This is a genomic window from Streptomyces sp. NBC_01429, from assembly GCF_036231945.1.
Taxonomy (GTDB): domain Bacteria; phylum Actinomycetota; class Actinomycetes; order Streptomycetales; family Streptomycetaceae; genus Streptomyces.
Window position 1 is genome coordinate 4497437 of record NZ_CP109599.1, and the last position, 14684, is coordinate 4512120.

Consider the following 14684-nt stretch of genomic DNA (forward strand, 5'->3'; position numbering starts at 1 on the left):
GTGACGGCGCATGACCGTATGGGACGAGCTGGTCGGGCAGGACCGCGTGCACGTCGCGCTCGCCGCGGCGGCCCGCGACGCCGACGCGCTCGTGACCGCCGACGCCACGGGGACCGCACCGCCCGAGGCGAACAAGATGACGCACGCCTGGCTGTTCACCGGACCGCCTGGGTCGGGCCGTTCCACCGCGGCCCGCGCCTTCGCCGCGGCCCTTCAGTGCACCAGCCCGGACCGGGCGCTGGGCGGCGAGCCGGGATGCGGGTTCTGCGACGGCTGCCACACGAGTCTGATCGGCACGCACGCGGACGTCGAGGTGATCCGCACCGACCTGCTCTCCATCGGGGTCAAGGAGACCCGTGAGCTGGTCCGCCGCGCTCAGCTCTCCCCGGCCGTCGGCCGCTGGCAGGTCATCGTCCTGGAGGACGCCGACCGCCTCACCGAGGGCGCGGGCAACGTCCTGCTGAAGGCGGTGGAGGAGCCCGCTCCCCGTACGGTCTGGCTGCTCTGCGCGCCCTCTCTCGAGGACGTCCTGCCCACGATCCGCTCCCGCTGCCGTCACCTCGTCCTGCGCACCCCGCCCGTCGCGGCCGTCGCCGATGTCCTGATCCGACGCGACGGCATCGAGCCCGCCGCCGCCCAGGCCGCCGCCCAGGCCACCCAGGGGCACATCGGCCGGGCCCGCCGCCTCGCCACCGACGACCGGGCCAGGGCCCGGCGCGCCACGGTGCTCAAGATGCCGCTGCGCGTGGCCGACATCGGGGGCTGCCTCAAGGCGGCGCAGGAGCTGATCGACGCGGCCACGGAGGACGCCAAGCAGGTCGCCGAGGACGTCGACGTCAAGGAGACGGAGGACATGAAGGCCGCTCTCGGAGCCTCGGCGGGCGGCCGGATGCCCCGGGGCACGGCGGGGGTGATGAAGGAGCTGGCCGACCGCCAGAAGCGGCGCTCCACCCGTACGCAGCGCGACAGCCTCGATCTCGCCCTCACCGACCTGACCGGCTTCTACCGGGATGTGCTCGCCCTCCAGCTCGGCTCCCGGGTAGCGCTCGCCAACGGCGATGTACGGGACGCGCTGGAGCGGATCGCCCGCGATTCGACGCCGGAGCGGACGCTGCGCCGGATAGAGGCGATCGGCGCGTGCCGCCAGGCGCTGGACCGCAACGTGGCGCCGCTGCTGGCGGTGGAGGCGATGGCGGTGTCGCTGAGAGCGGGCTGAACGGGGAGCGGGCTGAACGGTCCGCCGCGCCGTCCGCCGCGCGGTCTGTGCGGCCGGGACTCACCCGTACGAGCGTGGAGACGCGACGGGCGAGGCCGGGCGGCTAGGCTCCCTGAATGGAATCCAGGCGCCTGTTCCGTATCTCCGCCGCCGCGTTCGTGGCGGTCGGTCTGCTGGTCACCGGATGCAGCTCCGGCAGCTCGTCCTCCGGTTCGTCGGACGAGGGCGCCGGCTCGGCGACGGGTTCGGGCTCGGTCTCCGTCGATCAGGCGGCGCTGAAGAAGTTCTACGGTCAGAAGATCAAATGGCGCGCGTGCGGAGTCGCCGGCTTCCAGTGCGCCACGATGAAGGCGCCGCTGGATTACACGAAGCCGGACGGCAAGCAGATCGACCTGGCCGTGTCCCGCAAGAAGGCCACCGGCCCCGGCAAGCGCCTCGGTTCCCTCCTCGTCAACCCGGGCGGCCCCGGCGGCTCGGCCATCGGCTACCTCCAGGGGTACGCGGCCATCGGCTACCCGGCGCCGGTCCGCGCCCAGTACGACATGGCGGCCATCGACCCGCGCGGTGTCGCCCGCAGCGAGCCCATCGAGTGCCTCACCGGCCCGGAGATGGACGCGTACACCCAGGTCGACCAGACGCCCGACGACCAGGCCGAGATCACGCGGCTGACCGGGGCCTTCAAAAAGTTCGCGGACGGCTGCGAGAAGAAGTCCGGCGCGATCCTGCCGCATGTCTCCACGGTCGAGACCGCGCGCGACATGGACATCTTCCGCGCGGTGCTCGGTGACGAGAAGCTGTCGTACGTAGGAGCCTCGTACGGCACCTTCCTCGGCGCGACCTACGCGGAACTGTTCCCCGAGCGCACCGGCCGTCTCGTCCTCGACGGCGCGATGGACCCGTCCCTCCCGGCCCGTGAACTCAACCGCGACCAGACCGCCGGCTTCGAGACCGCCTTCCAGTCCTTCGCCCAGGACTGCGTCAAGCAGACCGACTGCCCCTTCGACACGAAGTCTCCGGCCGAGGTCGCGACCCGGATGAACGCCTTCTTCAAGGGCCTGGACACCAAGCCCGTCCCGACCGGAGAGACCCGCGAACTGGGCGAGTCCCTCGCCACGACCGGTGTGATCGCCGCGATGTACGACGAGTCCGCCTGGCCCCAGCTCCGGGAGGCCGTGGCCGGCGCTATGGACGGCGACGGCGCGGCCCTGCTCGCCCTCGCCGACTCGTACTACGAACGCGACAGCGACGGCTCGTACCAGAACCTGATGTTCGCCAACTCCGCCGTGAACTGCCTGGACCTCCCGCCCGCCTTCACCGGCCCCGAGGAAGTCACCAAGGCCCTCCCCTCCTTCGAGAAGGCATCCCCGGTCTTCGGCAAGAACCTCGCCTGGGCCTCCCTGAACTGCGCCTACTGGCCCACCAAGGCCACCGGTTCCCCCCACCGCATCGAGGCCAAGGGCGCGGCACCGATTGTCGTGGTCGGCACCACCCGCGACCCCGCGACCCCCTACAAGTGGGCCCGGTCCCTGGCCGAACAGCTCTCCTCCGGCACCCTCCTCACCTACAACGGCGACGGCCACACCGCGTACGGCCGGGGCAGCGACTGCATCGACACCGCGATCAACACCTACCTCCTTGAGGGCACACCCCCCACCGCCGCCAAGAAATGCTCCTGACCTGCGCAAAGGCCATCCCACCCGGCGTGTACGAAGCACCCTCGGAAACTGTGTAGACTTGGCCGCGCCGCTGATCGCACCATGGTGCACACGGCAGCGCCGCCTTAGCTCAGTTGGCCAGAGCAACGCACTCGTAATGCGTAGGTCTCGGGTTCGAATCCCGAAGGCGGCTCTGTAGAAGCCTCAGGACTCACTCGCCGTGACCTGGGGCTTTTGCTTTTGTGCCCGTCTCTTTGTTGTGCCTCTCCTGTTCCCGCTGTGACCGAAGCGTTCCCGCGTCGCCACGGTGCGTCATAGGGTTGTGGGTAGAAGAAGGAGGTCGTACGTGGTGGAGCGGAAGCCCGGCGGGGGATTCGCGTGCGAACTGGTTCTCAACGGGGATGTACGTGTGGACGCGCCCGCGGCTCTGGGGCGGAGGTTGTTCGAGGACGGGGCCGTGCGGGTGGTGCCGGTTCATGCCTCGCGGCCCGCGCCCGGGCGGCGGGCGGGGGGTGTGGTGGAGGTGGCCACCCTCGTGGTGACCTCGGCCGGGACGCTCATCGCGGTCATCGACACGATCCGGGGCTGGCTGACCGAGGGGCGCAACAGCCCTTCCGGGAGCGGGGCGGGCGGGGCGGACGGGGCCGGTGTCACCTCGATCACCGTGATCATGGGGGACGACCAGGTGGAGATCATCCAGCCGTCCACGGCTGCCGAGGAGCGGCTCGTCGAGGCGTTCGTCCGGCGGCACAGCCCGTCATGAGCGGGCCCTCATGAGTGAGCCGACCACGCTGAACGTCCGGGTCACCGCGCAGGGGCTGACCGTTCGTTACGACTACGACCTGCGGGCCGGCGGCACCGGGCCCGACGCTCCCGCCCAGGAGATGGAGTACACGGTCGAGGTCGACCCGGGGCTGGTGAAGGGCTGCCGCACCCGGATCGACGAGGCACTGCGCAGGGCGAGCGACGGCGAGTCCGCGCCGAATTCGGGCCTGGCCAAGGAGTTGGCCAAATGGGGCAAGCTGCTCTACGAGCATCTGTTCCAGCAGGTGCAGGGCAGTGTGGCCGGGCTGGTGACCCAGTTGCGGGCGTCGACCGGTCCCGTCCTGGTGCGTACGAACGAGCAGGAGGTTCCCTGGGAACTGCTGCACGACGGTGTGGACTTCCTCGGGCTCAAGCATGATCTCGGACGCCGGCTGGTGGGCAAGCGGCCGGTCGTCGGCGGGCGCGGCATCAGCCGGGTCGGCCGGGCGCTCATCGTGGGCGACACTCTCGGCGACCTCGCCTCCGCCCGCGAGGAGGCCGGGAAGGTCGCTCAGTGGCTGGGCGGCCGTGGCATCGAGTGCAAGGTGCTGCTGGGGCAGGACGCCACCCTGCTCGACGTCGTCACGGAACTGGCCTCGGAGGAGACGCCGTACGATCTCTTCCACTTCTGCGGTCACGTCGGCACCGGTTCCGGCACGACCGGACTGATGATGCACGACCGTCAACTGCTCGGCGAGGTGGCCCTACAGACCCTCTCGTCGCGGGGCGCGCCACCGGTGACCTTCATCAACGGCTGCGCCTCCGCCGGTGAGGGCGCGGTGGCCAGCATGTGCACGGCCTACATGGTCCTCGGCGCGAAGACCGTCATCGGTACCCGCGCCGATGTGGCGGACGACGGCGCCTGGCAGTTCGCCGCCGAGTTCTACGGACGGCTCCTCGCGGGCGAGCCGGCCGGAGCCGCCGTCCGGGCGGCGCGCGTCGCGCTGCGCGAACGGCCGGACGCCGCCTGGGCGTCCTTCATCCTGTACGGCGACCCGGCCGCGGGCATCACCAAGGACGCGACGGCGGAGATCCCCGCCCAGCCGGAACCGCCCGACGAGGACCTGACGCTCCCTCTCGCCCCCGACGCACGGGAGTTGATGCGGCGGGTGCGCGCGTCCGCCGCCGACCGGGCCGGGGTCGCCTCCGTCGATCTGCTGCAAGGGCTGCTCGGCGAGGCCGACATCCGCCAACGGATCGAGGAGAGCATCGGGGCGGACGCCATGGAAGCCCTCGACCAGGTGATCCACCAGGTCCTCAGCCGGGGCTCCGGCACGGACGGCGATTCCGGCTCCGGCTCCGGTTCCGATTCCCATTCCGATTCCGGTACGGACGCCGGTGGTTCCGGCTCCGGCTCCGGAACGGTGCGTCTCGGCGTCCTGTCCGACACCGTCGAGCGCGTGTTGGCGGACGCCGCCACGCGCGCCGTCGCCGACGGCCGGAGCGCCGTCACCACGGCCGACATCACGGCGGCCTTCGTCGCCGTCGGCGGCGGTGTCTCCTCCCGGCTGCTGGAGCTGTGCGGGGTTCCGCTCGCCCGGCTGCTGCCGGACAGCGACGACGCCACCACGGAGCATGTCCCTCCGGAGGACGCGCCGGACCCGGACCCGGGCGCGGCGGCGCGCACCGGTGACGAGCGGTTGCCGATGGACGACCTGAGCCGCAGCGCCGTCGGCGTACTACGGCTCGCGAATCTGCTGGCCGAATCGCGCGGCCAGGTCATCGGCACGTACACGCTCCTGCTCGCCTTCGGCGCGATGGGCAGCGAGGTGCTGCGGCGCGGCATGTACGAGCAGGGGCCCGCCGGTGAGCGGGCCTTCCGGCGGCTCTCCGGGATGCTCACCCCCCGGGGCCGCGACCTGTCCCCCCGCGTTCACGACGTACTGGACCGGGCGAGGCTGCGTACCGCCGCCGAGTCCATTTCGTCCGGCCTCAGTTCGTCCGGCCCCGCCTCGTCCGGGCGCGTCGGTGAGGCCGCGCTCCTCCTCGCCCTCCTTGAGGACGAGGAGTCGTCGGGGCGCGAGCTGATGCGCAAGCTCGGGGTCGATCCCGAGCTGCTCATCCGGTCGATGGACCGGGCCCGCCCGCCGTCTCGGCCCCACTGACCCCGTCGGACCCACCGGCCCCGTCGGACCCACCGGATGGGGCGAGTTCCGTCAGCCCCCGGGTCGCCTTCGGGTCGTCCGGCCTGCGCTCCAGCACCTCCGTCCACTGCCGGCGCGCCTCGTCGCTGTCCCCGAGCCGCAGACCGGCCAGGGCCAGCGCGTTGCGCGCCTCGGTGTCGCCGGGGCACCAGTGCACCACCGCGGCGAAGCAGTCGCGCGCGGCGGCGATGCGCCCCTCGCGCGCCGCGGCGAGCCCCCGGTTGAACAGGTACGCAGGGTGGGCGTGCAGCCGCGCGTAGCCGGACAGGGGCGTGCGGCAGCCCGCGCAGACCTCCGCCCCGTACACGTTCTCCCTGCGGCACAGGGCCACCGGGCAGCGGACGCCCGTCGTCGCGGCCGTCATGAGTTGGCCACGGGGATGTCGCTCGCGCCGTCCCGTTCGTCGGACGCGTTCGAGAGGATGCTCTTCAGCCGGATCAGGCGCTGGCGTTCCTGCCCGGCCTCCTGCTGGACCCGGTGCGGGTCCTGCGCCAGGAGGGCCTGTAGGCCGGCGAGCCGCTGTCCGATCTCCTCCACCTCCTTGTGGTGGCCGGCCGTGGAGGTGGTGGACGCCTGGGCCTGCGTCCGTACCTGTTGCAGCAGCTCCATGGCGCTCTGGAGCCGCGATGCCGCCATCTCCGTCTCGGCGACCGGCTGGCCCTTCTGCTGATGCCGGTACGCCAGCGCCCTGAGGTGGTCGAAGAAGTGCTGCAACTGCGTGATGACCTCCGAGTACGACCTCTGGTCACCGCTGCTCAGGGCCCGCTCGCCCTGGTCCCGCTGGACCTCGATGGCCTGCGCGATCTCCCGGTCGTCGTGCGGGGTCTCGGCCTCGGCGCCGAACGTGGCCACGTACTGGTTCAGCTCGACGCAGTCCTTGACCAGCTCCTCGAAGTCCGCCCTGGGCGGCCGCAGTTCCCCGGTCGGCTTGCCGACGGAGTCGGCGATCGCCTGCATCTCTTCGAACTCGTGGACCGTGAGCGCGTTGTCGCCGCGTGCGCGGGCCGCGGCGAAGGCCGCCTGCGCCATCTCCATCCTGGCGGTCTTCACCGCCCGCTCGCCCGCGGGCAGGAACTCGACGCCCTGCTCGAAGCCGCGCTTCAAGTCGCCGACCTGCTCCTCGCCGGGCAGTTCGGCCTCCGGCGGCACCTCGACGACCGCCTCGAAGGGATGTTCGCCGATGGAGCCGCGCACGGTGATGAGCGAGTGCACGTCCATCTCCACGTCGAGGTCGATGACCGTGCCCCGGGGCGTGGAGGGCGGCACCGGCACCTTGATGACCTGGATCTGGCGCGCCTGCTGGTACAGCCGGAACTCCACGGAGGCGGTGTCACCGGGGTGGCTGAAGTCGTAGCGGTCCTTGAACGGCAGCGGCCGCAGCGCGGGGATCAGCACGTCGCGCTGGGTCCGCCCCTCGCGGGTCACCTCCAGCAGGATCGGCTTGGCGTTGATGGCCGCTCCTCGCGTGGTGCCTTCCGGCCGGTCCCCGGCGACGCGGTCGTGCACGACCGCGCGCCCGACGGTCGCCCGCAACTCGCCTTCGGCGTCGAACACCTCGACGGTGAGCTTGCCCTGCGCGTCCGGCCGTACGGGAATGCGCCGGAACGCGAAGCCGCCGCCCGGTTCGAGCCGCGCCTCGTCCTCGTACTCCTCGGTGCGCAGCCGCACCGAGCCGCCGGTGAGATCGAGGTCGGGGTCGAGCGCCTCGACCGTCCCGCCGACGACGGTACGGTCCGATGCCGTGACCACGGTGCCGCGGAAGCTCACCCGGACCGTCCGCTCCTCGTTCAGGATGTCCAGGCCGCCCACCGCCGAGGCGCGCACCGCGGCGCCCAGCGCGACGACCGTGTCCACCTGCTCGTACACCGGCTCGGCGCACTTGGCGCGCGGCGAGCCGGGGTCGGGGGAGCCCGGGGCGGGCGAGCAGAACCGGCTTCTGACCATCTCCCGGATCAGCGGCAGATGGGTGGAGCCGCCGGCCAGGATGATCTGGTCCACGTCGGCCAGGGTGACCCCGGCCTCCTCCGTCGCCTGGTCGAGCGCCTCGTCGCAGTACTGGAAGGTGCGCTCCAGCAGGGGCCGGGCGATCTGCTCCAGCTGCGCGCGCTCCATCACCGTGTCGATGACGATGCGCTGCCCGTCCTTGTCGGTCAGCCCGCCGGAGTCGCGGAGCATGAACTCCGTACGGTCCGACAGCCCCTTCTTCACGGACTCCGCGAGGGACCTCAGGCGCCGGAAGCGCAGCCGGTCCTCCGCGTCGTTCTCCAGGTCCAGGTCCATCGCCCAGTCGTCCTCCTGGATCAGCCGCTGGAGGTGGCGGGCGAGCGCGGTGTCGATGTCGTCGCCGCCGAGCATGGTGTTGCCGCTGATGCCGAGCACCCTGAAGTCGGCCGCCTTGCAGCGCACCACGCTCACGTCGAAGGTGCCCCCGCCGAGGTCGTAGACCAGGAAGGTGCCGTCCCGGGTGCCGGTCCGCCAGCAGTAGTAGCTCGCGGCGGCCGTCGGCTCGTGCAGCAGGTCCACCACCCGCAGCCCGGCGCTCTCCGCCGCCTTGCGGGTGGCGTCGATCTGCGGCTGGTCGAAGTACGCCGGTACGGTGACGACGGCCCGGTCGACCACCCAGCGCACGTCCGGGGTGTCGAACTCCGCCACGTCCTGCTCGATCTGCCGCTTCATCTCCCGCAGGATCTCGGCGGAGATCTCGACGGGCGTGCGTTCCTCGCCCGCCAGGGTCACCGTCCTGCGTGATCCCATGAGGCGCTTGACGGAGGTGACCGGCTCCGGCTCGCTGCCCACCCGCGCGAACGCCTTGCGGCCGACGACCAGTTCGCCGTTGCCGGGGTTGCGCCACACACAGCTCGGTGTCGTCCGGGCGTTCATGCCGCCCTGATGGATCACGATGCCGGTGTCGGACGGGTCCATCACCGCCACCGCGCTGTTGGTGGTCCCCAGGTCGATCCCGACGGCCTTGCTCACGTACTGCGTCACGAGTCGTTCTCCGTTCCGGCGCTCGACGGGGCGCCCATGATCACTTGTCCCAGCCGTACGACAGCGCCGCGGTCGTACACGATCGGTTCCACGGTCTCCGCCACCACCTCGGCGGTGAACTCGGGCCCGTAGCGCCAGCCGGTGATGTCGACGACATCCGCCACCGATTCGTAGCGCTCGCCGGTGGGGTCCCGCGTGGTGATGTCCATCTCGCGCAGCGGTTCGAGCACCTGTTTCCTGGCCACGTGCAGGCGGCGGCCCAGCGACTTGGCGCCCGCCGTCTCCAGCGGAGCGGCCGCTTCCTGGAGCAGGCCGTCCAACCGTGCGACGTGGACGGCGAGTTCGGTGAGGACCTTGCGCGCCGCCGCGGTCTCCTTGCGCACCCTGTTGCTCTCGTCCTGGAGGTCGGACCAGTACCGCTGGAGCAGGGCGGCCATCTCCCGGTCCGGGCTGGCGGGCGGGGCGAGACGCCCGGGCCCGCGCGGCTCGCCGGGCCCGCCCGGTCCGGGTGTCTCTTCCGGTCCTCCCGGTACCGGGCGCTCCTCGAACTCGTCCCAGTCGGCCCTGGCCGCTGCCGGGCGGGTCCCGGCGGGCGGCGGGCTTTCGGCCGAGGAGCTTTCGGCCGAGGGGGAATCAGCCGAGGGGGAATCAGCCGAAGAGGAATCAACCGAAGAGGAATCAGCCGAAGAGGACATCACGCACCTCCAGCGGCGGTCGCTCCAGCCGCAGCGGCACCGGCGCGTTGTCCAGGGCGGCGCGGATGTCCACGGCGGGCGGTGTCAGCATCCCGTCCAGCAGCCGCCGGGCCACGGCGGTGAGGTCGAAGTCCGCCGCCCGGGGCGGCTCCGCCGGTCCGGACCGCGCGTCGAACGCGACGGGAGGACGCCCGTACTGCCGGGCGAAGTCCTCCCACCGCTCGCCCCGGTAGTCCGTGCCCGGCACCTCCAGCAGTACGTGCAGTTCCCGCGTCTCCGGAAGGCCCATCAACTCGTCCTTGGCCCACTCGGCCAGCGCGCCCGCGTCCTGCGTCCCGGTCAGGGCGAGTTCCCGGAAGCGCTCCGCCACTTCCTCGTCGCTCGCCGACACGGGAAGTCCGAGGACATGGAAGGGATTCGGCTTCATACGTCTCCTCGTTCTCCTCTGGATTCCTTCTTGCTTTCTTCTTCGTTTGCCTTATCGCCCTCTTCGCCTTCCTCATGGTCAATTCAGGAAGCGGTTGTAGAGGGAGCCGGCCGTCTCGGAGGAAGGATCGAGATGGACGGCCATCGCCAGCAACGGAACGGCTTCGGACGGATTTCCGGAGTTGATGTGGCTCAGGGCCTGAAAGACCAGGGTCAGTGAACGGGCCTTGTCGCTGTCGGCCACTTCGTACGCTTCCTTCGCCGCGCTCAGCAGCCGAGGATGGTCGCTCGAATTCAGCGCGGCGACGGCACGGTCAAGATGCGCGCTGTACACGAGCTGACGGACGCGCTCACCGAAGGTCGGGTCCGAGACCAGCGGGCTCAGCTCGCGGAGAACCAGGTCGGACCGTCCGGCGTCGAGGTTCCGTTCGGCCGACTCCAGCGCGTCGGAGATCCGTACGGCCTCCCGTTTCCTGGCGAGCAGTTGGTGCGCGCTGGTGTTGCCGGGATCCCACTTCAGCGCCTCTTCCCACAGCGCGATGGCGGCGCGGTTGTCCTGCGCGACGAACAGTCCGCGGTCCACGAAATGCATGCCGAGCGCACGGTTGTCCGGGACGTGCCCCTTGCCCGGAACACAGAGCGGAACGAGTGCGTCGGCGAGCTTACGGGCCCTTCCGGTCACCTTCCGGACATCCTCGCCGCTCCCCATCTGGTAAAAGCAGTTCTGTAGCCCGTTGTGCCATTCGAGTGCGGTCCGCAGAAGGCGTGGCAGCGGAATACCGAGACCGATCATCGGTTCCAGTCCGCGGATCCCGGACTCGTAGTCCTTGTCGATTCCCTCGGCCAGTTCCGCGATGGCTGCCGTGTTCGTGGTCGCCTTCTCGGCGGTCCTGACGACCTCCGCGCACCATTCGTCGGTGACCGTACCGGCCAGAGCCGAGATCTCGGCCCAGCGCCGTGCGTCGACGGCCGGAGACCAGGGCATGCCGAAGTCCCGCAGCAGGCCGCGGACGGCGGAGCCGCCCTCCCGGGCGGACTCCAGTACCAGCAGATGCAGCCGGGCGGTGTCCGCGTCCCCCGCCCGGAGGGCCTCGGCCCCCAGCCTGCGGTGCATGCCGAACAGTTCCCGGCACACGGCGCCGCGCAGCCGCGTCTCAGTCCCGGGCCCGGCGGGCTCCTCGCCGTGCTGCTCCCAGAATCCCCATGAGCCCAGCAGAAGGGCCCACAGCACGGTCGCGTGGGCGAGGGCCCCGCCCGCGCGTGCGGTGGGCGCGGGTGCGCCGAGCGCCATGTCCCGGTACAGCACGGCCAGGGTGTGGTGGAGCCGGACGTCGTACTCCAGGGTCTCCAGGCATCGCGCCCAGTTCTGCTCGGCCCCGCCCGTCCCCTCCTCGTCCGTGCTCTCCGTTCTCTCCGCTCCCTCTGCGCCCTCCACCAGGGCGCGGTACAGCCCGCCGTCTGTCTCGACGACCGCCTCCAGAGCCGGGTAACGGCCGGGCCGCTCCCAGGGAACCGGCTCCCGCTCGGCGCCGGGGAACACCTGGTCGAGCAAGCGGCCCACGCACACGTCGAGTTCGAGGTCGCGGGCGAGCGACCTGGCTCCGGTACGGGACGGGAGGCGTTTCACCGGGGGCCCGGCCTTCGGCAGGACGTCCGCGACCCGGCGCAGGATCTCCGGGCTCCGCAACGGGTCCTCCGTGGTGCGCGCGGTCACCGCGCGGTGGCAGAGCAACCGGGCGTACTCCGCCCTGACCTGGGCGGAGTCGCGCCCCTCCTGGTCCGCCTGGTCCAGGGCCCGCCGCCACAGCGCTTCCGCCGACGCGTAGTCCTGCACTGCGGTCGCGCAACCGGCCAGGAGCGCCCGGTCGAGCCCGAGCGCGCCGTCGTCCGTGAGCCGCCTGACCACGCCGGCCAGCGGGTGGGGCCGGCCGGAACGGCGTGGGGCGCCGCCGGAGTTGCTCCTTTTGCCGCCCGCCGGGATGAGCAGCGCGGGCAGCAGCCGGGCGATGTCGGTGACCGTGGCCAGATCGCAGTCGGCCGCCGCCGTGGAGAGCAGGTCGAGGCAGCGCCCCGGATCGCTCTCGACGAGCCCCGCCGCATGGACGACCCGGACCAGCCCGGCCCGCTCCCCGGTCCCGTCGGGCGGGGGCGCCGCGGGCGGCCGGCCGTCCAGGACATCGGCGAGCAGCCCGCATACGCCGCTGTCGTCCGGCGCCGCCCTCAACTGCCGTACGGCGGAAGCCCGGTCGCCGCCCGCGAGGTCCTCCACGGCGCGGGCCAGCGCCAGCGTCGGCTGCACCGGTCCCGGCAGCCGCGCCGCCCGCACCGGTGGCCGGCCGGCCACCGGCAGGACCATCGCCGAGGCCGTGACCCGCGCGGCCAGCATCCGTACCTCCGGCAGGGCGTGCCGGTCGGCGAGGCCGAGCGTCAGCCGGGCCAAGGCGTCCCGGCGGCGGGGGTCCGCGCTGCGCATGCCCGCCGCGGTGAGCGCGGTGGCCAGCCCGGTGACGGCCCGCGCGGACGGCTCTCCGGCCTCCCCGGCCTCTCCAGATTCCCCGGCCTCTCCAGCCTCCCGGGCCTCTCCAGCCTCCCCAGTCCCTCCAGCCTCCCCGGCCAGGGCCGCCAGCCGCCCGCACAGCTCCGGGCCGACGGCTTCCGGGTCCTCGGCCAGCAGCGCCAGCCCCAGGACCCACTCCTCCCAGGAGTGCCGCTGCACGGAGGACCACAGCGCACTCAGCCCGTCGCCCGGCCTGTCGCCCGGCCTGTCGCTCGGCCCTTCCCCCGGCCCATCGACCGCGACGGTCCCGTACGCGACGGCCCTGGCGGCCCGCAGCAGTACGGCGGCGTCCCGGGGAGCGGCGCCCGGCCCGGCGGCGACGGCCCTGGCGAGGTGCCGGGCCGCCTCCCGCGCGTGGTAGGGGGCGTCGTCCGGGTGCAGCGTGCTGCCCTCCCCGGCCATCCGGTGCAGCCCGATCGCGCCGAGTACGTACGGCACCTGCGGCAGCCGACGGGTCGCCCGCCGGTCCAGCCGCTCCAGACGCTCCAGCCGGTCCGCGACCGCGTCGTCCGTCGCGCCCCCGACCGCCTCGGCCCACACGCTCAGCAGCTCCGCCTTCGCCCCGCTCCGCCCCGCGAGCAGCCGGTGCGCCCTGGCCGGGCGGCGGCTCTCCAGATGATGCGCGGCGAGGACCAGCGCCGCCCGCTCGTGCCCGAGCGTCAGCGCCGCCCCGAGCAGCCGCCGTCCCTCCTCCGGCTCGGTACGCAGCGCCAGCAGCCCCGACCACAGCAGCCGGTCCGCCCGCGGCAGCCGCCGGTACAGCGGCTCCCTCAGCAGCGCCGCCATGTCCCCGGCCCCCGCCGCCCGGCCGTACGCCTCGCCCAGGGCCGTACGCAGCGCCTCCAGCCGCTCCGGCGCGCCGCCGCCCTCCCCGGACCGTCCGGGGCCGGACCGTCCGGAGCCGGGCCGCTCCGGGGCCGCGCCCGGCCGGCCGCCCCTGGCCAGGTCGCGGCGGACCTCGGCGATCCGCTCGTAGCCGGGCGGCACCGCGGCCGCCGCGTGTTCCGCGTGCGTACCGGGCACCGCGTCCGGCTCGGTGTCCAGCAGGAGGCAGGCGAGCGCCCAGTCGTCCGGACGCCGGGTCATCGTGCCGATGAGCGGCCGGAGCCCGGCGCGGTCGCCGGACAGGAGCTGGGACCAGGCCGCGTGGTAACGCCACTGCGGGAGCGCCGAATCGTCCGCCGTCAGGGGTACGAGCAGATCGCGGGCCCGCGCGGCGTCCCCGTACAGGAGGTGCAGCCGGCCGCGGGCGTAGGCGAGCCAGGGGCCCGCCTCGCGGCTCGGGCCGAGCGCGGCCAGCCGGGCGGCGGAGGCGGGCGGCGGCCGGTCGGTGTCGGAGTCGAACCAGGCCAGCACCCGGGCGAGTTCGGCCATCGCGGCGACGTCCGGCGCCGCCGCGCGGGCCGCGTCGAACGCCCATTCTGGAATGCTCAAGGACCGGCCGGACCGTACATGGCTGACCAGGAGCCCGAGGAGCGCGGTCCCGTCGCGGGGGTCCGCCGCGCAGGCGGCGAGGAAGTGCTCCCCGGCCGTGTCGGGTTCCGCCGTGACCAGCAGCCGGTGGAGTCCGGCCGCGCGGTCGGCGCCCGGGAGTCCCGTTCCCGCCAGCGCGGCCGCCTCCCGCAGCCGCGCCGGGTCCGAGTCGAAGTCCACCCGCAGCGCTTCGGCGGCGAGCGCGAGGACCGCCGGGGGCCGTGGCCCGGCCCGGCCCAGCAGGTCCGCGTAGATGTCGAGCCGGGGGACGTCCCGCAGGCCCAGCCGGGCCAGATCGTCCGCCAGCGCGGCCCTGGGCGCGTCCTTCATCGACCACGCCCAGTACAGCCTGCTCAGCAGCTCGCCCGCCTGCCGCCCCTCGCCCCGCCCGAGGCGCGCCATGACCAGCGGCCGGAGCGCCTGGTCGAGGGGGAGGGAGCCGACCAGCGCGACATGCGCGCCGGTCCGCTCCAGCGCCTCGAAGTCGGCCTCGGTGAGCAGCGGCCGGAACGGCTGTCCCACCATGGACGGCAGGAAGCCGGGCCACAGCGGAGCGGCCCTGTCGGGGCGTTTCTCCATCCGCGCGCAGACCTCGCGCAGCCGCTCCAGGCCGCTGTGCGGGTCCGGATCCTCCAGGGCCGCGTTCCACTGTCTGCGCAGCCGCCCCGAAGGAGTGAGGAGGTCGCCGACGGACGAGGGCGGGCTCATGCCGCTCGCTGTGCTCAC

At 72.9% G+C, this 14684-nt stretch carries 9 protein-coding genes and 1 tRNA gene; 5 read left to right on the plus strand and 5 right to left on the minus strand.

The window, feature by feature from the left end; genetic code table 11:
• The first annotated feature begins 10 nt into the window (after positions 1-10).
• The 5 genes from OG627_RS19655 to OG627_RS19675 all read left to right on the plus strand — a co-directional run bounded on the left by OG627_RS19655 (position 11) and on the right by OG627_RS19675 (position 5780).
• Positions 11-1216: a DNA polymerase III subunit delta' gene (locus OG627_RS19655; protein WP_329066886.1), complete on the plus strand. Its 1206-nt coding sequence runs from the start codon at positions 11-13 to the stop codon at positions 1214-1216.
• Positions 1217-1332: 116 nt separating this feature from the next.
• Positions 1333-2892, plus strand: a complete 1560-nt coding sequence (locus tag OG627_RS19660) for an alpha/beta hydrolase (RefSeq protein WP_329066888.1) — start codon at positions 1333-1335, stop codon at positions 2890-2892.
• 98 nt (positions 2893-2990) lie between these two features.
• Positions 2991-3064 (plus strand) — tRNA-Thr (locus OG627_RS19665).
• Between the two features lie 153 nt (positions 3065-3217).
• On the plus strand, positions 3218-3634 hold the full coding sequence (locus tag OG627_RS19670; protein ID WP_329066890.1) for an effector-associated constant component EACC1: 417 nt from the start codon (positions 3218-3220) through the stop codon (positions 3632-3634).
• Between the two features lie 10 nt (positions 3635-3644).
• Entirely contained in the window at positions 3645-5780 is a 2136-nt protein-coding gene (locus OG627_RS19675) for a CHAT domain-containing protein (protein ID WP_329066892.1), read from the plus strand.
• Here the strand turns inward: OG627_RS19675 and OG627_RS19680 are convergent.
• The 5 genes from OG627_RS19680 to OG627_RS19700 all read right to left on the minus strand — a co-directional run bounded on the left by OG627_RS19680 (position 5734) and on the right by OG627_RS19700 (position 14684).
• A complete protein-coding gene (locus tag OG627_RS19680; RefSeq protein WP_329066893.1) occupies positions 5734-6183 on the minus strand; it encodes a tetratricopeptide repeat protein in 450 nt (149 codons plus the stop codon). The genes OG627_RS19675 and OG627_RS19680 overlap by 47 nt on opposite strands.
• Positions 6180-8807 (minus strand): Hsp70 family protein, encoded by a 2628-nt coding sequence (locus OG627_RS19685; RefSeq protein WP_329066895.1) that lies wholly within the window; start codon positions 8805-8807, stop codon positions 6180-6182. Before OG627_RS19685 ends, OG627_RS19680 begins: the two co-directional genes overlap by 4 nt.
• Entirely contained in the window at positions 8804-9244 is a 441-nt protein-coding gene (locus tag OG627_RS19690) for a hypothetical protein (protein WP_329066897.1), read from the minus strand. The genes OG627_RS19685 and OG627_RS19690 overlap by 4 nt, the downstream gene beginning before the upstream one ends.
• Before the next feature lie 241 nt (positions 9245-9485).
• Positions 9486-9929, minus strand: coding sequence for a J domain-containing protein (locus OG627_RS19695; protein WP_329066899.1), 444 nt, complete (start codon positions 9927-9929; stop codon positions 9486-9488).
• Positions 9930-10007: 78 nt separating this feature from the next.
• On the minus strand, positions 10008-14684 hold the full coding sequence (locus tag OG627_RS19700) for a hypothetical protein (RefSeq protein ID WP_329066901.1): 4677 nt from the start codon (positions 14682-14684) through the stop codon (positions 10008-10010).

Bases quoted from the DNA above. Each gene is read 5' to 3' on its own strand.
- OG627_RS19655 (WP_329066886.1), top strand. From the start codon at position 11: ATGACCGTATGGGACGAGCTGGTCGGGCAGGACCGCGTGCACGTCGCG.
- OG627_RS19660 (WP_329066888.1), top strand. From the start codon at position 1,333: ATGGAATCCAGGCGCCTGTTCCGTATCTCCGCCGCCGCGTTCGTGGCG.
- OG627_RS19675 (WP_329066892.1), top strand. From the start codon at position 3,645: ATGAGTGAGCCGACCACGCTGAACGTCCGGGTCACCGCGCAGGGGCTG.
- OG627_RS19680 (WP_329066893.1), bottom strand. From the start codon at position 6,183: ATGACGGCCGCGACGACGGGCGTCCGCTGCCCGGTGGCCCTGTGCCGC.
- OG627_RS19690 (WP_329066897.1), bottom strand. From the start codon at position 9,244: ATGGCCGCCCTGCTCCAGCGGTACTGGTCCGACCTCCAGGACGAGAGC.
- OG627_RS19695 (WP_329066899.1), bottom strand. From the start codon at position 9,929: ATGAAGCCGAATCCCTTCCATGTCCTCGGACTTCCCGTGTCGGCGAGC.